The sequence below is a fragment of the Mycobacterium sp. PDNC021 genome (assembly GCF_048282635.1).
Classification (GTDB): domain Bacteria; phylum Actinomycetota; class Actinomycetes; order Mycobacteriales; family Mycobacteriaceae; genus Mycobacterium; species Mycobacterium llatzerense.
In genome coordinates, this window is the sequence record NZ_CP182502.1 from 240678 (window position 1) to 259106 (window position 18429).

Here is an 18429-nt window from a genome sequence, read left to right on the forward strand (position 1 = left end):
CGCGGAGCGCCGCCATGACCGACCGGCTGCTGCTCGACCACCACCACTGCCGTTACCGGGTGCCGCGGGCGCACCCCGACCCGGCCGCGGTGCGGCGCGGGCTGGACGGGGTGGTCGCCGAGCGCATCCCGGCCCGGTTGGCCGACGCACTGAGCGCGGTCTTGCCGCCCGGCGACGGGGTCGTGGTGATCCGCCGCCTCGGCGTCCGGGTCCTGCTGGGCGGCACCGACCCGGACCTCCTGGCCGCCACCGACCTCTGGGCCAGGGGTCTGGCCACGGCCATCGTGCGAGCCTTGGATCGCGACGACGGCACCGTCGCCCGTTACCCGTCCCGGGCCGCCTACCTGGCTGCGTTTCTGCAGGTCCTCGGCACCGGCGATGCCTTCGCCCGCTGGGAGTTCGCCCAGTTCACACGTTGGCGTGCCCTCGGTCCTGCCGGTGCCGCCACCGCGGCGTGCCAGGCGCATCCCGACGACATCGCACCGGCCTTGGCGACGCTGGCGGCGGCGCCCGGCGAGCCGTTGCAGCAGCTGCTCGCCATGCTGTCGGTCGAGGAGGCAGCCCGGATCGCGGTGACCGCCGGGCTCCGCCGAGCCGGTCCGGGCCCGCTGCAGACCGCGGTGCTCGGCGGCGCGGACGCGGTGGTGCGCGCGCTGCGGTCGGGATGCCAATTCGCCGCCTCGCCCGATCATCTCGCGCTGTGGCTGCTGGCATCGCTGCATGCGCCAGGCCCGGGTGCTGTCAGGCCGGCCGACGGCGACGTGCGACGGGCCATCGGCGAGGTGGCGGCGTGGGGTCCCGAGCTGGCCGAGCTGGAATTGCTCGACGCTACCGAAGCGACCGACAACGCTCCGCGCACCCCAGACCGCGAGCAGCGAATTGCCTTGCTGTACAAGCTGATTCCCGATGTCGTCGCACAATTCGAGCGGATCGAACAGCACAGCACCGATGAGCCCGCCGCAGGCTCCGGGCCACTGATGTCAGGGTTCGCCGGGTGCGCGCTGTTGCTGGCCGGGCTCGGTGTGATCGATCTGGAACGCGCCCTCTGCGAACAGGGCGTCCCGCCCGCCGCTGCCCCGCCGTTGGCGGGCCGGCTGCGCTGGTGGGCACTGCTGTCCGCGCTGGGCCGCGAGCACCGTCCGCGCGCCCGCTTCGATCCGGTGCTGGCGCGACTGGCCGGCGATCCCGGCGGCGCGTACGGCGCCGACGTCGTCGAAGGGTTGCTGCCCGCAGCGGTCTGCACCGCGCTGCAGAACCAGCTGCGGGCGTCACCGCGCCCGCCGGCCGAGCCCGCGCCGATGGAGACGGCCCACCTGGACATCGGCGACCTGCTCCCCGACTCCGACGTCGCCGCGGTGGTGCAGGTACTCGCGCTGCTCGCGGTGCGGGACCTGGGTCGCCGGCTGCCGGGGTTCTCGGCGAGTTCCGCGCCCTACATCGCGGTGAACCTGCTCGTCGGCGCGGGCCGCTTCCGCTTCGAACCTGCGGCCAGCGCCGCGTCGCTGCCGGACGTCCCGCTACGGGTGGCACTCCAGATGGCGGGCTGGGAGGACCGCGTGGTGGCCGCGCCCTGGCTACCCGGTGGTGCACTGCGCTTCTGTCGGGATGACCCGTGACGCGGCCGGTCATCGCCGGGAACGGCAGCACGCCACCGGCCGCGGAGGTCGGCGTCGCGCTGGCCCGCGCCCGGCTGGCGGCCGAGCTCGACTGGCTGCGGCTGGTCCTCGCCGAGGAGGTCGAACGCTTCCGGGCGGGACGGCACCGGTCACCGGAAGCGTTCCTGGGCTTCACGATCGACGACGCCGAAGTCGATCATCTGCTCACCGAGCCGGTACCGGCCCCGACGAGGCCCCAACCCGAACGCGGCGCGGAAGTACGCGCCGCGCGGGTGCGCGTCGACGAGGCCGCCCGAGCCGTCGGGGCGTTCGGTCACGCCGCCGGCCTGCAGCGGCTGGCCTCGCGGTTTGCCCTGGACGCCGACGACCTGGTGGTGCTGCTGCTCGCCGCGGCACCCGACCTCGACGACCGCTTCGAAACGCTGTACGCGTACCTCCACGACGACATCGGCCGGCGGCGGGCATCCATCGGGTTGGCACTGCGGGTGCTCGGCGGTGACCTCGGCGGCCGCTGGAACGCCGGCCGTCGCTTCGACCGAGGCGCGCCGCTCGTCCGCCACGGTCTGATCCGGATCGACGGTGACGGCCCGTTCCTGTCCCGCACCCTCGCCGTCGACGACCGCGTCCTCGACGAACTGGTCGACCGCACCGGATCAGTCGATGCGCGTCTGGCCGGCTGGGTCGCCGTCGCCACAGCCGACGCCGCGCTCGGCGACTGCGTCGGCCCGACTCTGCGCGAGCTGACCGGCCGCGTGGTGCTGCTCGACGGGCGGGCTGCCGCCGATGCGGCCGCAGCGCTGTCCACAGGGGATGGGCGCTGTTCGCTGCACATCCGGTTGGCCGGGTTGACACTCGGCGACGGCGATATCGCCGAGGCCGTCCGCTTGCTGGCCCGCGAGGCCGCACTGCGCGAGGCGACCGTGGTGATCACCGACGGGCAGGCGCTGCTGCCCAGCCCCGGCCAGGAGCACCGCGCGGCAGCCGTGCGGGACGAGATCACCCGACTGCTCGCGGCGCCACCGACGCCGGTCATCGTGGTCTGCGGTGCCGGCTGGCCCGACGGTGTCCTGCTGGACGGCGTCATCGCCGAGCGGCACACCGTCGACATCGAACCGTTCACCGCGCGGCGCGATCGGTGGGCAGCCGCTCTGTCCAGGGCGCGGCTCAGTCCCGATCCGGCGGAACTCGACGCGGTGGCGGCCCTGTTCGCACTGTCGCCGGGCCAGATACAGCGTGCCGTCGCACATGCCGCGCGCACCACCGTCGTGCCGGGATCGCTCACCATGGCCGCGCGACAACAATTGGCGCACGGGCTGGGCGGACTGGCCCGGCGGCTCGATGCTGACGTGGGCTGGGACGACCTCGTCGTCTCCCCGGCCACCGGGCGGCAGCTGCGCGAACTGGCCACCGTGGTCCGGTCCCGGCACCTACTGGCAGACACCCACTCGGTGGCCCTGCGGTCGCGGGGGTTGTCGTTCCTGTTCGCCGGACCCAGCGGCACCGGCAAGACGCTCGCCGCCTCGGTGCTGGCCGCCGAACTCGGCCTGGATCTGTACGCGATCGACCTGGCCACAGTGGTCAACAAGTACATCGGCGAAACCGAAAAGCAACTCCGCCAAGTCTTTTCGGCCGCCCGATCCTCCAACGCCATCCTGTTCTTCGACGAGGCCGACGCGCTGTTCGGCAAGCGCTCCGAAGTGAGCGACGCCCACGACCGCTACGCCAACATCGAGGTCGCCTACCTGCTGCAGCAGATGGAGGCCTACGACGGGGTGGCCATCCTGGCCACCAACCTCAGCGGCAACCTCGATGACGCATTCACCCGGCGGGTGCACCAGGTCGTCGAATTCGCGTTCCCCGACGCGGCACTGCGCGCGCGGTTGTGGGAGGTGATGTTGCGGGGCGCCGCGGTGACCGACGATGTCGAGGTGCCGACACTGGCCCAGCGCTTCGAGCTGGCCGGCGGCAACATCCGCAACTGCGCGGTGCACGCCCGGCTGCTGGCCGCCGCCGCGGGCACACCGATCGGTCAGCCCGAGGTGATGGTGGCTGTCGCCCGCGAATACCAGAAGCTGGGCCGGCACCCCAGCCGCACCGAATTCGGTGACCGCTTCGGCGACATTCTCGAGCTGCTGGGCGGGTCATGACCCACGCGCACAGCCCGGTGACCGCGGCGGCCCGTGACAAGGCGCCCACGGCCCACACCGCCGCGGCGCCGAAACCGGCGACGGCGTCCCAGCGGCTGCGCGCTGCGTTCAGCCGCATCGGTAACACCAATGCCCATGCGCTGCTGGGTGATTGCGCTTCAGGTTCGCCCGTCTGCCCGGTCGACGTGGGCCGCCGCGCCCCTGGCGTGCAGGCCAAGTTGACGATGAGCCGGCCAGGCGACGCCGACGAACGCGAGGCCGATCGCGTCGCCGACCACATCATGTCCTCGAACAGTTCTTCGCCGGCGCCCTGTGCGTCGTGCGCGACATCAGGGTCGAGTTGTCCGAAATGCGCGCAGGAGAAGAAGATTCAGCGCAAGGCGCTGCCGGGGGCCGGGGTCGCGTCCGCCCCGGCGGTCTCCGGCCTACGGGGCGGCGGCACCGAACTCGCCCCGCCGGTCCGGTCGTTCTTCGAACCGCATTTCGGCGCCGACCTGAGCAATGTGCGGGTGCACACCGACGCCGACGCGGGCCGCGCGGCCCGATCGATCAGTGCGCGCGCCTTCACCTTGGGCTCCGACATCGCCTTCGCCCCGGGCCAGTTCGCCCCGGACTCCGCAACCGGGCGCCGCCTGCTCGCCCACGAGTTGACCCACGTGCTGCAGCAATCCAACAGTGATACCGCACAGCATATTTCGCGAGATCCTGTCGGCGACACCGTGGTGCCGGCCCCGCCGCCACTACCGGCCGACCCCGCCTCGAAGGTCCCGGAGGCACCGTCGCAGAAAGCAGAAGTCGCGCCACAGGGCGAGACCATGATCTTCGAAGGCGTACTGCTGGGCACCAACACCGAATACGTCATGCCCGTCATGCGCCAGTACATCGCCACGCACGGCGAAGATGGTGCCAGAGATTTCCGGGATCGGTTGAGCGAGCATGTGGGTAAACGGGTACCCGAGTCCGACAAGGCCACGCTGGAGACGGCCAAGCTCCTGAAGGAGTGCCCCACCGAGCCGTTGTCGAACGACGCACAGATCTATGTCGCCGTCAACGAATCACTGGAGGAGCTGTTCCGCACCAACAAGATCTGGCTGGCCGACTTCGAAAAACAGTCCCACCAGGTAGTTCTCGGGATGCTCAAGGAAAGCGAGGACCGGGTCAACGGAGAGATGACCCGGTACGGCATCGACTGGAAAACGGTGCAGCGCACACGATATCGGCAAGGTCGAGATGGGCCGGTGGCATATCAGGCGTCGGTCACGGAGTACTCGATGCAGGACAGCCCCGGTTCGCGAGCACTCGCCGAAGCTGCCACCGGGCTGCTGGCCCGTAAGAAGAAATTCGACGCGGCGGACAAGGCGATGAAGGACTTCGGCCGGGACGAGAACATGGGCGCCTGGGGCGAACTCGTGCACCAGCGGGTCGCCGGCTGGGATCCGCAGCTGCAGAAGCTCTCCGAACTACGGGCGGTGTGGCAACCGGCCAAGCGCGACCTCGACGTGTTCCGGATGCAGAAATCCGCCGAGTTCCCCATCCTGGCCGCGTACGCGTCGGACGAGGAAATCGACGAGGGCAAGCTCGCGACGCTGCAGCAGCTGGCCAACGGGCAGAGCCCGGCCGCGACGAACCTCATGGGCGAGGAGATCAAGACGCGGCTGGAGCACATCGGCGAGGTGCGCGACGACATCAACAATCACAACGGCGAGGAAACCAAGATCTGGCGCGTACCCCGGATCATCGAGGGCACCCGCTCGGCCACCGGTGCCGCGGCCGGCACCATGTGGGGCCGCCTGGTCGACGACAAGGTGAAGGACGAGGCGCCTGGCATCTGGACCAGCATCCTGATCGGGCTGCTGCAGCTGGTGCTGGTGCTGGCGGCGCCGTTCACCGCAGGACTGACGTTGATCCCGGCCGCCGCGATCTCCGGCTACCAGGCGTACACGCATTTCAAGGAATACGAGCGCGCACAGATGTTGCACGGCACCGACTTCGGTGCCCTGGCACTGTCATCGGAGGAGCCGTCCCTGTTCTGGCTGGCGGTCGACATCATCGGCGCGGGGTTCGACGTCGGTGCCGCGGCCGGGGCCGCCCTGTCCGTGTTCCGCGCGCTCGCTCCGGCCGCGAGGGCCGCGCGCGCAGCCCAATTGGCCAGGGACGCAGAGGCAATCGAGCAAGCGGCGCAGAACCTGGAGCGGGCGGCCACGACCGTCGGCGGCCCCGCGCTGGCCCGGACCGTCGGGCGCGACGTCCGCATGGGCGCGGTCGCTATGGAGGTCGGCGAAACCGCTGAGGAAGCCGGCGCGCTCGCTCGTGCCGGCGAGGCGATGGCTGAGACCGAGACGCGTGTCGCCGCAGGGGTCGCCGAGACCGAAACGGGACGTCTGGTCAAGGTCTCCGAGGGCGGCACGTTGTGGAGCTGTTCCTCCCCGTGCACCACCATGCGCGAGCGCTACAAGGACCTGCTGCACAGCGAAGCGGCATCGGAGAAGAAGTGGCTGGCCAGACTCGACGAGATCGAGGCAGATGCCGCAAAGATACCCAAGGGCAAGGAGGGTGTAGTCGCACGCGGCGAACTCGCCAAGCGCGCAGCCAATCTCGAGAACGAGATGCGCACCACCATCCAGCCCGGCGCCTGGAAGATACCGGACCACGACCCCGCCAAGTTCGCCGACATGGTGCGTAGACGGGGTTCGGTCGCCGCGGAACTGGACCACCACCCGAAGTACTGGACCGGCTCCGACGAGGCGAAGTTCCGGTACGGCATGGACGTCGAGGCCGAGCCCGGCTACCGCTTCATGCTCGACGAACACGGCACGCTGCACTACCAGGGGCAGCCGCCGAAGCGGTTCAACCCCGAGACCAAACTGTTCGACGACATCGGCGAAGCCGGCAAGTTCCACCGCGCCCAGTGGGGTACCGAGAGTCCGACGTCGGTGGCCAAACTGCCTGAGGCACAACGGCACGCCGTGGAGAACGCCTTTGCACAGCGCGGCAAGTTCATGGCCCGACGCGATGTGCTCGAGGAGCTGCCACGGCCCTTGACCAAGGCACAGAACGACGAGCTCGGCAAAATCTACGCCCAGATCAACGAGCAGAGCCGACAGATGGGCGAGCAGGCCGCCGAGGGCATCATGCGAGAGAAGCAGGGAGCCGCCAAGCTCTACCCCCTGGACAAGGGCCATTCCACCTCAGGCGATTTCGATCAGGTGTGGAAGACGGGCGAGCGCTTCCAGCTGGTCGAAGGCAAGGGCGGGTCCAGCGGCTTGGGCTCCCGGTCCATCGGCGAAGGCGCGCGTGCCGAGCAGGGCACCATCGAATACGCCAAGAGCATCGCCAAGAACATGTCCGTCAACGGTCCGACGAAGAAGATTCGCGACCTTGGCGCGGAGCTGCTGATCGCGATCGACGAAGGCAAGGTCGACTACGTCCTGGTGCGCGCGCCGATCGGGGAAAAGGCCGGGAAAGCCGTGATCAAGGACATCCAGGTCAGCCAGTTCGTCCTCACACCGCCCTAGGATGCAGCCATGACATCGATCGCCCGTCACGCCGTGGACCCGGAGCTGGTCGACGAAGGCGTCGAGCGCTTCGAAAAGACGCTCGCTCGAAGCCTGACCACCCTTGTCGAGCGCCCAGGAGCACTGCCGACGGTGCTCGAAGCGGCCCGCGGCCACGCCGGATATCTCGCGGCGGCGAACGCGCCGCGCGCCGAGGTCGGTCGCGCGTTGCGGATCGGTGCCGAGGCCGCAAACGCCATCTTCGCGCTCGGAACCGGCAGTGGTGAAATCGAATTCACTCTTGACGGCCGGCCGATGCGGCATGCGGCCACCGGACCGACGGGTGCGACGTACCCGGGCACCTGGCGCATCGGATGGTGGATGGCGCATCTCGTCGGCGATGACGCCGCGATCGACACCCTGGCCGCGACACCGATCGAATTGCTGCGGGCCTCCGACACCGCGACCGACGAATGTCAGTACCGCTTCGTCGAAGCGCTGCAGGGCTATCAGAGTCAGGCCCCGACCTGGGGTGACAGCGTACAAGCGGCGGTCGAGGCGACCGACCCGGAAGCGGTGGCACTCATCGACGAGGAGTTCGTCCTCAACATCCTAGTGCCGGAGATGCAGCTGCTGTTCTACCTCGGTCTGCACGAAAATGCGTCTTTTCGAACATCTTTCGAGTTCGCCCTGCAGCGGCACAAGAAGTACTGGTCCAAGGCCGACCGTAAGAGGAATCCCGATGGGTTCCTGGCGCTCGGCCCGATGGCGCTCGCCGCGCTCGCGTCGGCGGCGGGCATGCCGGTCGAGACCGAATCGGACTACGCCCCTGCCTGGTAGCTTCGCCCCGTGGATCTGACGGACTCGTACACCCGCGTGCTGCCGCCGCACATCCGCGACCGGTATGAGTTCATCGAGACCCGCAACGCCGCCGCCATCCTGGCCGCCACCAACCCGCAGCGGTTCGACGAGCTCCTCGCCGCCCTGCACGAATTCCAGCTCCGTACCGACGATCTGGTCCAACCCGGTGGCCAGGAGACCGAGTTGGCGGCCCGGCTCAACACCGCGTTCCGCGACAAGGGCTGGCGTGAAGCACGCGTCGACACGCGCATCCGCCTCGAGTTGCGCAAGATGCCGCACAAGCCCGCGGGCGAAGCGCACCCCACCCTCGACGAGACCGAGGTGTTCAACGAGGGCTATAAGGTGGACAACTTCGTCGACCGGCTGGCACTCGATGTGGAGTGGAATGCCAAGGACGGCAACCTCGATCGCGATCTCAGCGCCTACCGCGCGCTGTACGACGCGGCGCTGATCGACGTCGCCGTGATCATCACCCGCACCCAGACCGACCTGCGCACCCTGGGCTACCGGCTGGGCATCGAGGCCGGCATGGACGACGAGCGCGCCCGCCGGATTCTGGCCACCACGACCACCACCAACACCGAGAAACTGCGGCCGCGGATGCAACGTGGCGACAGTGGCGGCTGCCCGCTGCTGGCGGTCGCGATCTGCGCCCGCACCTGGGTTGAGCACACCCCAGACCCGGACGCCGCAGACACCACATCCGACGAATCCGGACTCGCTGGCCTCTGGGAGGCCTGACCTGTCGGTGTCATCGCCTACGATTTCGTGAAGATCTTCTCCGTTCGAAAAGATCTAATTCGAAGGTAGGAGTGTCAACGTGGCGAAACGCAGCGACCAGGAACAGGCCGCTCCCCTGCGCGATATCGCCGCGCCGCCGCCGCTGCCCACCGTCGACGGCGGCTGGAAGACCGTATTGGCCGACCCCCCTTGGCGTTTCACCAACCGCACCGGCAAGGTCGCCCCGGAGCACCGGCGCCTGGACCGCTACTCCACTCTCGATCTCGACGCCATCTGCGACATCCCGGTCTCCACGGTCGCGGCCCGCGACTCGCACCTGTACCTGTGGGTGCCCAACGCACTGCTGCCCGAAGGCCTGCGCGTCATGGAAGCCTGGGGCTACCGCTACGTCTCCAACGTCATCTGGGCCAAGCGGCGCAAGGACGGCGGGCCCGACGGCCGCGGCGTCGGCTTCTACTTCCGGAACGTCACCGAGATCATCCTGTTCGGCGTGCGCGGCAGCATGCGCACGCTGCCGCACGCCCGCAGCCAGGTCAACATGATCGAGACCCGCAAGCGCGAGCACTCCCGCAAGCCCGACGAGCAGTACGGCTTCATCGAGGCCTGCTCCCCCGGCCCGTACCTGGAACTGTTCGCCCGGCACCCGCAGCCGGGCTGGACCGCCTGGGGCGACGAGTCCGCCGACGACGTCACGCCGCGCGGCCAGGTGCACAGGGGCTACGCCGGCGGCGCCATCGACGTGCCACCCGTGACCAAGCACGTTCGGCTGGACCCGACGACGTCCGAACGCATCGGCAAGGAACTGCGAATCCGCTACGAGAACGGCGAGAGCATCCGCCAGCTCGCCGAGGAGACCGGCTACGGCATCACCCGCGTGCGCGGACTGCTCGAGCGGGCCGGCACCACGTTCCGCGGTCGCGGGCCTCGATAAAAGAATGGGCCCCGCCGAAGCGGGGCCCATTGACAGTTGTCGGCGGTCTACCAGACCCGCACGTAGTCGACGAGCATCTCGGCCGGGTAGCTGCCGCCCTTGGGGTCGCCGCCACCGGAACCGGACACAGCCAGGTTCAGCACCGGGAACACCGAGTAGCCGGGCAAGTTGAACGGCCAGTCGTCCAGCGAGTTCGCGGGCACGAAGAAGTACGGCTGCATGCCCTCGGCGTAGTCCTGCCAGAACGACATACCGGCGTCGTTCCAGGTGACGCGCCAGGTGTGCCAGCCGCCGTCGATCGGGTGCGGGTGGGTATCGAACGACGTGCCGTCCGACCGCGCGTGCACGGTGGTGCCCGACGGCCATTCGCCGTTGCCGTACCACTCGGCCAGGTCGATCTCGCCACCGACGACGGGGTGGTCGTTGGACAGCCACCAGGCCGGCCAGCAACCGTTGGTCAGACAGTTGAACTTGATCCGAGCTTCCCAGGTGGTGTTGATGCCACCCCAGAAGGTGCCGAAGACCTTGCCGCTCGTGTACCTACCGTTGGCGTCGCGCGTGGCGCGGATGACCAGGTTGCCCTTGCCGTCCAGGAAGACGTGCTCCCGGTCGTCGCGGTACTGGCCCATGTTCTCCGGGCGGTCCCAGAACACCGGGTTCTTGATGGTCTCGCGCTGCGGGGAGATGTTCCACTTGCCTGGGTCGGGCCGCGAACCAGCCGGGCCGTCGAACTCGTCGTGGAAGATGTAGGAAGGCGTTTGCGCGGCCGGCGGCGGGGCCAGCGGCGGCGTGGGCGAGCTGCCCGGTTGGGGATCCGCCAGAGCGGCGGGGGACGGCATCGCGGCGGCGGCCAACAGGCCCAGCCCCGACGCGCGCATCAAGTTACGACGATCCATTTCCGGCACAGTGGAATATACAAGCCGCTCAGGCAGACTTGACGCAACTTGCGACACGCTTGAAATCACCTGTCAGAGCGGCATTCTCATCGTCTTCGGGCGTGCCCCAGCACGCCATCAGCAAAACATGGTTCACGTGAAATATCCGTGCCAGCCAGCGAGTCCATGAAGAACTCTCCGAATCAGCAATGCCGAGTACCCGGTTTTGCAATCAGCCGGGTATTCGACACCGCCGAAAAAAACTGAAACCGTCCGGTAACAAGCCGTTCAGGTTCAGCGTCCGGACTGTTGACCCTCCCAGACCTGGCCCTCCTGGCCGGCGGCGGCCGCTTCAGCGGCCGCGGCAGCCGAGGCCGACGAAGCAGCCGCAGCGGCCGATGCCGACGCAGAGGCGTAGGCCTGCGAACCCGCCGGGCTACCCAGCGAGTTGCCGGGGCTGCCCGGGGTCGCGAACGCGGCCTCACAGTTCAGCGACAGCAAAACCTGATTGCTGCTCGAACCGCCACTGTTGGCCGGCGCCGAGACCGTGCGGGCGACCTGATTGGTCACCACACAGCTCGGCCACTGGAGCTGATCGCCCACCGTCGTCGACACCAACGGCTTGAAACCCGCGCTCGACAGCGCAGACCGTGCGTCACTGAATTTCTGGCCGACCACATTGGGTGGAGAGCCGGCAGAAGCCACGCCACTACACATCAACGCAACAGCACCCAGCGACGTTGCCGCAGCAACACCCCATGCAGTTTTCATAGGCGCCTATCCTGCCTTAATTGCCGGCGCGGCGCTCATTGTCGGCGCAGTTGACGTCGCCGGAGCCCACGTCTGCGTCGCGCCGATGTTCACATCCGGCACTTCAGGCTTGTTGAAAACGGTGTTGGTCGGAGCGTGGTCAGAACCTGCGACCGCGCCGCCATCAGTGACTCCGGCGGCAACCGCGCCGATCACACCGACCGCTACCATCGCCGCGGCGCCAACCAGGCCCACCAAACGAGTTCTTGCCAAATTCATAGAACAAGGTTCCCGCATTCGTGATATGCGGGCAAGTTAAATTCCTGTTCACGCCATTGTCTGACGTTGGCGTCAATAGCGATTGACGCAGTTCAAATCATCAATATGGGTACTGCTGTGGGTATTGCTGTGGATATTGCTGCGGGTACTGCCCGTACGGATATTGCTGCTGCGGGGGGTAGTACGGGTTCGCCGGCGGCTGAGATTCCACTGGCTGATCGGGCCCCTTTGGCACCTGGATCGGGATCGGCACAGGGACGAACGGCAGCCGGATATAGCTCGTCGTCATGGTCGGCGTCGCCGAGGTCGTCGTCTCCGTCGTAGACGGCGGCGGCGGAGGCGGCGGCTCGGTCGTGGTGGGCGTGGTGGTCGTCGTCGACGGCGGCGGAGTAGTCGTCGGGGCGTGCGTCGTCGTGGTGTGCGTCGGCGCCGGCGCGTGGGTCACCGGCGGCTGGTACGTCGGGCTCGGCGGCGGCGGTGGCGGCGCGGGGACTTCGTTGGTGACGGTGACCGTGCTGGGCGGCGGCTCGGCGGGAGGCGGCGCAGGCGGCGGGGTCGGCGACTCGCTCATCGACGGCGGCGCGGTGGTCGGCGGGGCGACCGGCTTGCGGTCGCCGGTCAACGCGATGGTCACGCCACCGACGGCGGCGATCGCCGCCAGGGCTGCGACGCCGAAGACGATGAGTGGCAGCCGCTGCCAGGCCTTGGACGGTTCTGCGTCCACCGGCGCCGCCGGTGCCACGTACTTGGCGATCGCGCGGGTCGTCGTGGTGTCGCCGAAGGCGTCGTCGCCCGTGTAGGGCAGCAGGTCGCCGCCACCGTCGGAATCCTCGGACCAGGCCAACGACGGGCCGGTGGCCTTGACCACGCGGTCGGCCGCCGTGTCGGCCGGCAGCTCGAGGTCGGTGACGAGGGCGGCAGGCGCTGTGGCCGAGCCGCCGTCGACGGCGGCGGTCGGCGCGGTGCCACTCAGCAGCGCAGCGGGGGCCATCCCGGTCTGGGCGTCCGCGTCGGCGCCGTACACCGCGAACAGAGCCGCGCCCACCGCGGCATCCAGCGCGGGCTGCGGGGTCGTGACAAGGGTGCCCGCGGCACCACGTGCCGCGACATGTTCGGCGAGCCGCGTGCCAACCATCGGTATGCAGGCGCCGCCACCGACCGCGACCACCGAGCTGATGGCCTGCCAGGTAATCTTGTTGCGCTGCAACAGATCATCGAGCTCGGCCAGCACCCCGGTCAGCGGTTCGTCCAACAGGCCGGTCAACTCGGCGCGGGTGACCTCGACGTCGCCCTGGTGCTCCGGAATGTCCACCGGCACCGTGGCCGTCCCGGCCTCCGACAGGTGTTCTTTTGCCGCACAGCAGGATTCACGGAGTTTCTCCAGTGAACTCACAGCCGCGGTGCCCGCGGTATCCACTCCCCCGGAACCGCTGACCTGGGCGAGCACGTGTGACAGCAGCAGCTGATCGACGGCCTCGCCGGAGAATTCGGTGTACCGCACGGTCTCGATGGGCTCGAACGATGAGTCCGCCGCGGCCAGCGTGATGCTGGTGCCGCCGCCACCGAAATCGAGCAGCGCGGCGGTACCGGTGGCCGGCAGACCCGGGTTGGCGTGCAGAGCCGTCAGCGACGCCACCGCATCGGACACCAGCCGCGCCGGTACGCCGTTGGGCGCCAGACTCGGATTGGATCGCATCACGGCCCGCATGGCCCGCAGCGTCGCGGTATCCCAGTGCGCTGGAACGGAAATCGCCAGCTGCCCCGTCGGCGGCTCCCCGCCGGACGCCTCGATCATGGCGTCCAGGGCCTCGGCGACCAGCTGATCGGCGTGATACGCCGTGCCGTCGGGCGCCACCATCGGCACCGGATCACCGACGCGTTCGACGAAGCCGCGGAGCGTCACTCCATCGTCGACGGCATCCGCGGGCAGCCCGACCTGCGGCGCGCGGTCGCGGAACAGGCTCAACACCGCGCGCCGCACCATGGGCGGTTCACCGACGCGCGCCGCGACCAGGTTGGTCGTCCCGATCGACAACCCCAGCTGGTGGCTCATAACCCCACCACCCTAACGCGCGACCGTGTCAGCGCAGCTTGTGACACGTACGAACGGCGTTCTCGCAGATTACTTTTCGTCCGCTGTGCCCACCCTGTGGACCAAACCGGCTGAGCCTGTGCACCCGTTGTGCTGCAATGTCCGGCCTGGGCGACGACGCGGCGAGATCGCTCGAAAACTTGAATTTCAAGCTGAAAACCGGTGCTGCTCTTCATATCTGATTACTTGGCAACGGCGATCAGCGCTCCCGGTTGCAGCCATCGCATGACCTTGACCAAGGTGCCCTCGTCGATCGCCACACATCCGGCCGTCGGGCCGTCGCCGATGTGCACGAAGAACGCGCCACCGTTACCGGGCGTCCGCTGCGGGTTGACGCCCATGACGACGGCGTACTTGTAGGGCGTGATGTCGAGGTTCTCGGTGCCGCTGGCCGGGTCGGTATCGAAGCGGCACTGCGCTTGCTTGCAGACCTGCATGGTGTTGTAGGTGGGGCTCTTCATATCGCCGTCCCACCAGTGATCCGGTGTGGTCTGGACGTATTGCAGACCCGTCCCCGGGTTGGCCGCGGTACCGAACGCGAACGGCAGCGTGAAGATGCCCATCGGGGTCTGCAGGTTGCCGTCGTGGCTCTGCGGGACCATGCCCTTCGAGCCCACGTGCGCCGGGATGCCGACGGCGACGGCGTCCCACCCCGCGGGCCCGCGCTGGTACACGTCCATCTTGGCCGACGAACCGCCCACGCCCACAACCGAAATCACCTGCGTGGCCGAACCCACCGAGTTGGCGAACCACGGCGTGACCACCGCGTTGCCGACCGGAGCCAGTGCCACCGCCAGCGCGGCAGCACACAGCAAAGCGAACAGTCGGCGCACCCGTCCATGGTCGAGAACGGTCCGATGGCTGGTCAAGCCAGGGCGGGTCAAGGTTTGGGCACGATAGGGCTTCGGCTTGAAAACCCGCTGGGTGCAAGCAGTGGCAGGCACACCAGGAACCACACGCCGCCCAGCAACCACCCGGCGAGGACATCCGTCGGGTTGTGCACGTTGAGCACCACCCGACTCACCCCGACGACCACCACGATCACCGCGCAGAGCACCTCGATCAGCCGGAGGCGGGCCACCTGAGCCATCCGGAACACCGCGCACAGCCCCAGCGCACCGGCCATGGTGCCCAGCGCATGCCCGGACGGGAACGACCAGGACGGTTCGTGCGCCAGCGCGGTCAGCGGCCGTGCCCGTTGCGCGATGTCCTTGGCGACCTCGGTCACCAAACCCGACAGCACGACCGCGACCAGTAGGAAGATCGAGGTGCGCCGCTGCCGCCGGGCCAGCGCGATGAACGCGACCAGCACGGCAGTGATCTGAAAGGTCCACGGACCGAATACGAAGGACAGCCATCGCCAGCCCAGCACCCAGCCGGGGTGCGCCACGCCGTAACGGTGCGCGGGTTCGAGCAGCGACTCGTCGAGCGTCGTCACCCAGGACCACTGTGCGACCCAGCCCACCCACAGCAGGGCGTAACCGCTCGCGGCCCCGGCTACGATCAGCCAGCGGTTGCGGTTCGTCACCGGTCTCCTTCTCAGTTCTGTTTCTGGCGAGAAATTCGCTACGGGCCGGAACATATTTGTCACGGCCACGAAACAAACTGACCATAGCTTCGCTAACCATGACCCAAGACCTCAGCCAGGAGCCGTCGCCGGCCACAGCTGTACCAGAAGTCGATCAGGACCGGTTGACCGCGACGCGAGAGACCTTGGAGGATTACACCCTTCGATTCGCACCGCGCAGCTACCGGAAATGGTCGACGCGCGTGGTCGGAATCTCGGCGTTGGGTGGCATCGCCTACCTGGCCGACTTCGCGATCGGTGCCAACATCGGCATCTCGTACGGCACCACCAACGCGCTCGCCGGAATCGCGATCTTCGCGGTCGTCATCCTGCTGACCGGGTTTCCCGTGGCCTACTACTCGGCCCGCTACAACATCGACCTGGATCTGGTGACCCGCGGCAGCGGCTTCGGCTACTACGGCTCGGTGGTCACGAACGTCATCTTCGCGACGTTCACGTTCATCTTCTTCGCGCTCGAAGGGTCGATCATGGCCCAGGGCCTCAAACTGGGCCTGGGCATACCGGTGTGGCTCGGCTACGCGGCGTCGACGCTGGTGATCTTCCCGCTGGTCATCTACGGCATGAAGGTGCTCTCGACACTGCAGGTGTGGACCACCCCGCTGTGGCTGGTCCTGATGGTCCTGCCGTTCGGCTACCTGTTGATCTCGCATCCGGAATCGATCCACGACTTCTTCGCCTATCAGGGCGCCAACGGGGCGCAGGGCTTCGACATGGGTTCGACGCTGCTCGCGGCCGGTGTGTGTCTGTCGCTGATCGCCCAGATCGCCGAGCAGAACGACTACCTGCGGTTCATGCCGCCGAAGACGCCCGAGAACAAGCGGTCGTGGTGGACCTGGATGATCCTGGCCGGCCCGGGCTGGGTGTTCTTCGGAGCCATCAAGCAGATCATCGGCCTGTTCCTGGCCGTCTACCTGATCGGGCACGTCGCCGACAGCGCCGGCGTCGCCAACCAGCCGGTGCATCAGTTCCTGGAGATCTACGACAACTTCCTGCCCAAGTGGCTGGCGCTGACCCTGGCCGTGATCCTCGTGGTCATCAGCCAGATCAAGATCAACGTCACCAACGCCTACTCGGGCTCGCTGGCCTGGACCAACTCCTACACCCGCGTCACCAACCACTACCCGGGTCGGATCGTGTTCCTCGGCGTCAACCTGCTGATCGCGCTGGTGCTGATGGAAGCCAACATGTTCGACTTCCTGAACACCATCCTCGGCTTCTACGCCAACTGCGGTATGGCCTGGATCGTGGTCGTGGCCAGCGACATCGCGATCAACAAGTTCCTGCTGAAGCTCTCGCCGATGCAGCCTGAATTCCGCCGCGGCATGCTCTACGCCTTCAACCCGGTCGGATTCGGATCCATGCTGATCGCGGCGGGTCTGTCGGTGATCGCGTTCTTCGGCGGGCTGGGTGAGGCGCTGCGGCCGTACTCGCCGCTGGTGGCGATCGTGCTGGGCCTGGTGCTGCCGCCGATCTTCGCCATCGCGACCAAGGGCAAGTACTACCTGCGCCGCACCGACGACGGCATCGACCTGCCGATGTACGACGAGTACGGCAACCCGTCCGACGCGCACCTGCTGTGCCAGAACTGCCACCACGAGTACGAGCGGCCGGACATGCTGGCCTCGCCCGAGGGCGGCTACATCTGTTCGCTGTGCCTGGCGACCGACAAGACCGGACAGCACGTCCTGCCTGCGCAGACCTGACGGCGACACGGCCACGAACGGCGCCGAGCGGGACAACACGTCCACGCTCGGCGCCGTTTCGCGTGGTGGATTCACCCCCGAGGCCTACGCTGAAGGCATGCCCGTTCTGCTGCGCAAGATGCTCGGCATCGGAAACGTGCCCGACGACATCCGCGAGCAACTCCAGGCCGAAGGCATCCTGCACGTGGCCGAGTTCGTGCCGGTGACCTTCCGATTCTCCGGCCACATCCCCGGCAAGGTCGCCAAGAGCACCCTCCGCAGCCTGGTCGGCGCGCTGATCGTGACGGAGAAACGGCTCATCGGCACGCTGTCCTCGGCCCCCAAGAAGGCCGTCAAGACCGTCAACCACGCGTGGGACGCACCGGCCGGGACCATGGTCCAGGCCGAACTGGACGACTCCGGGCTACTGCTGGACGCCACGGACATCTCCGCCATCGATCCGACTTTCGAGGGCTCGATGTCGCTGCGCTACAAGACCCCATTGCCGGCCGAGGTGCTGGCGGCCCTACCGGCGCGCAAGTTCACGTTCGACGTCCCGAGCAAGTACGTCTACCTCGCCTGTGGGATGCCCACCACCACCTGACCTGGCCGGGGCGTAGCGTCGGGCCGATGACGATCCGGTACGACGAAACGCTGCGCGAGCAGGTCGGGACGCATTTGGCCGGTCACCGGCGGCGAGTGGTCGACGACCCGAGCAAGCGCCACGCCGCGGTGGCCATCGTGCTGGTGGACTCGGAACCCGGTGAGGACCGCATCGACCCGGCTCCGGTCGACCAATGGATCGGCGGGCGGCCGCTGCCCGACCAGAATCTGGACGGCCGCATGGTCGACGTCGCCGGCGGCGCGGCGTTTCTGTTGTGCCGCCGGACCTCCCGGCTGAACTCCCATTCCGCCCAGTGGGCGCTGCCCGGCGGGCGCCTCGACCCCGGCGAAACGGTGGTGGACGCCGCGCTGCGGGAGCTGCACGAGGAGGTCGGCATCAAGTTGTCCGACGAGTCGGTGCTGGGCCTACTGGACGACTACCCGACCCGCTCCGGATACGTCATCACGCCGGTGGTGCTGTGGGGTGGCGGCCGCCTGGACCCGCAGCCCTCCCCGGACGAGGTGGTGGCCGTCTACCGGGTCGGGCTGCACCAGTTGCAACGGCCGGACTCGCCGCGGTTCATCACGATCCCGGAGAGCGACCGTCCGGTGGTGCAGATTCCGCTGGGCAACGACCTCATCCACGCGCCCACGGGTGCGGTCCTGCTGCAGATGCGCTGGCTCGGCCTGGAAGGGCGGCCCGACCGCGTGGACGAGCTCGAGCAGCCGGTGTTCGCCTGGCGGTGAGTGACTTGTGCACGATCTTCCGC

At 68.3% G+C, this 18429-nt stretch carries 15 protein-coding genes; 9 read left to right on the forward strand and 6 right to left on the reverse strand.

Annotated features, from left to right (window positions below; all coding sequences use genetic code 11):
* Positions 1 to 14 precede the first annotated feature (14 nt).
* The 6 genes from ACNO8X_RS01220 to ACNO8X_RS01245 all read left to right on the forward strand — a co-directional run bounded on the left by ACNO8X_RS01220 (position 15) and on the right by ACNO8X_RS01245 (position 9790).
* Entirely contained in the window at positions 15 to 1616 is a 1602-nt protein-coding gene (locus ACNO8X_RS01220; RefSeq protein ID WP_418003810.1) for a hypothetical protein, read from the forward strand.
* On the forward strand, positions 1613 to 3763 hold the full coding sequence (locus ACNO8X_RS01225) for an AAA family ATPase (protein WP_418003811.1): 2151 nt from the start codon (positions 1613 to 1615) through the stop codon (positions 3761 to 3763). The genes ACNO8X_RS01220 and ACNO8X_RS01225 overlap by 4 nt, the downstream gene beginning before the upstream one ends.
* Positions 3760 to 7278 (forward strand): eCIS core domain-containing protein, encoded by a 3519-nt coding sequence (locus ACNO8X_RS01230; RefSeq protein WP_418003812.1) that lies wholly within the window; start codon positions 3760 to 3762, stop codon positions 7276 to 7278. Before ACNO8X_RS01225 ends, ACNO8X_RS01230 begins: the two co-directional genes overlap by 4 nt.
* 9 nt (positions 7279 to 7287) lie before the next feature.
* Positions 7288 to 8097, forward strand: a complete 810-nt coding sequence (locus ACNO8X_RS01235) for an immunity 49 family protein (RefSeq protein ID WP_418003813.1) — start codon at positions 7288 to 7290, stop codon at positions 8095 to 8097.
* Positions 8098 to 8106: 9 nt separating this feature from the next.
* Complete coding sequence (locus tag ACNO8X_RS01240) at positions 8107 to 8859, forward strand: BglII/BstYI family type II restriction endonuclease (RefSeq protein WP_418003814.1); 753 nt, start codon at positions 8107 to 8109, stop codon at positions 8857 to 8859.
* Positions 8860 to 8938: 79 nt separating this feature from the next.
* Positions 8939 to 9790 (forward strand): MT-A70 family methyltransferase, encoded by an 852-nt coding sequence (locus ACNO8X_RS01245; RefSeq protein WP_418003815.1) that lies wholly within the window; start codon positions 8939 to 8941, stop codon positions 9788 to 9790.
* A gap of 47 nt (positions 9791 to 9837) precedes the next feature.
* Here the strand turns inward: ACNO8X_RS01245 and ACNO8X_RS01250 are convergent, their stop codons facing one another.
* From ACNO8X_RS01250 to ACNO8X_RS01275, 6 genes are all read right to left on the reverse strand, one after another.
* Positions 9838 to 10686 carry a glycoside hydrolase family 16 protein gene (locus ACNO8X_RS01250; RefSeq protein ID WP_081936485.1) on the reverse strand — a complete coding sequence of 283 codons (849 nt, stop codon included), beginning with the start codon at positions 10684 to 10686 and terminating at the stop codon, positions 9838 to 9840.
* A gap of 273 nt (positions 10687 to 10959) precedes the next feature.
* Positions 10960 to 11370 carry a PASTA domain-containing protein gene (locus ACNO8X_RS01255; protein ID WP_418003816.1) on the reverse strand — a complete coding sequence of 137 codons (411 nt, stop codon included), beginning with the start codon at positions 11368 to 11370 and terminating at the stop codon, positions 10960 to 10962.
* A 72-nt stretch (positions 11371 to 11442) separates the two neighbouring features.
* Complete coding sequence (locus tag ACNO8X_RS01260) at positions 11443 to 11694, reverse strand: hypothetical protein (RefSeq protein WP_156127068.1); 252 nt, start codon at positions 11692 to 11694, stop codon at positions 11443 to 11445.
* Between the two features lie 100 nt (positions 11695 to 11794).
* On the reverse strand, positions 11795 to 13747 hold the full coding sequence (locus ACNO8X_RS01265) for an Hsp70 family protein (RefSeq protein WP_418003817.1): 1953 nt from the start codon (positions 13745 to 13747) through the stop codon (positions 11795 to 11797).
* 221 nt (positions 13748 to 13968) lie between these two features.
* On the reverse strand, positions 13969 to 14619 hold the full coding sequence (locus tag ACNO8X_RS01270) for a L,D-transpeptidase family protein (protein WP_051954405.1): 651 nt from the start codon (positions 14617 to 14619) through the stop codon (positions 13969 to 13971).
* A gap of 47 nt (positions 14620 to 14666) precedes the next feature.
* Entirely contained in the window at positions 14667 to 15314 is a 648-nt protein-coding gene (locus ACNO8X_RS01275; protein WP_418003818.1) for a phosphatase PAP2 family protein, read from the reverse strand.
* 98 nt (positions 15315 to 15412) lie between these two features.
* On the opposite strand from ACNO8X_RS01275, the gene ACNO8X_RS01280 reads away from it, so the two are divergent.
* The 3 genes from ACNO8X_RS01280 (at position 15413) to ACNO8X_RS01290 (ending at position 18406) form a co-directional block, all read left to right on the forward strand.
* Positions 15413 to 17077 (forward strand): purine-cytosine permease family protein, encoded by a 1665-nt coding sequence (locus ACNO8X_RS01280; RefSeq protein WP_418003819.1) that lies wholly within the window; start codon positions 15413 to 15415, stop codon positions 17075 to 17077.
* A gap of 97 nt (positions 17078 to 17174) precedes the next feature.
* Complete coding sequence (locus tag ACNO8X_RS01285; RefSeq protein WP_418003820.1) at positions 17175 to 17660, forward strand: hypothetical protein; 486 nt, start codon at positions 17175 to 17177, stop codon at positions 17658 to 17660.
* Between the two features lie 26 nt (positions 17661 to 17686).
* A complete protein-coding gene (locus tag ACNO8X_RS01290) occupies positions 17687 to 18406 on the forward strand; it encodes an NUDIX hydrolase (protein ID WP_418003821.1) in 720 nt (239 codons plus the stop codon).
* The last annotated feature ends 23 nt before the right edge of the window (positions 18407 to 18429 follow it).

Bases quoted from the DNA above. Each gene is read 5' to 3' on its own strand.
- ACNO8X_RS01220 (WP_418003810.1), top strand. From the start codon at position 15: ATGACCGACCGGCTGCTGCTCGACCACCACCACTGCCGTTACCGGGTG.
- ACNO8X_RS01230 (WP_418003812.1), top strand. From the start codon at position 3,760: ATGACCCACGCGCACAGCCCGGTGACCGCGGCGGCCCGTGACAAGGCG.
- ACNO8X_RS01235 (WP_418003813.1), top strand. From the start codon at position 7,288: ATGACATCGATCGCCCGTCACGCCGTGGACCCGGAGCTGGTCGACGAA.
- ACNO8X_RS01250 (WP_081936485.1), bottom strand. From the start codon at position 10,686: ATGGATCGTCGTAACTTGATGCGCGCGTCGGGGCTGGGCCTGTTGGCC.
- ACNO8X_RS01260 (WP_156127068.1), bottom strand. From the start codon at position 11,694: ATGAATTTGGCAAGAACTCGTTTGGTGGGCCTGGTTGGCGCCGCGGCG.
- ACNO8X_RS01265 (WP_418003817.1), bottom strand. From the start codon at position 13,747: ATGAGCCACCAGCTGGGGTTGTCGATCGGGACGACCAACCTGGTCGCG.
- ACNO8X_RS01280 (WP_418003819.1), top strand. From the start codon at position 15,413: ATGACCCAAGACCTCAGCCAGGAGCCGTCGCCGGCCACAGCTGTACCA.
- ACNO8X_RS01285 (WP_418003820.1), top strand. From the start codon at position 17,175: ATGCCCGTTCTGCTGCGCAAGATGCTCGGCATCGGAAACGTGCCCGAC.
- ACNO8X_RS01290 (WP_418003821.1), top strand. From the start codon at position 17,687: ATGACGATCCGGTACGACGAAACGCTGCGCGAGCAGGTCGGGACGCAT.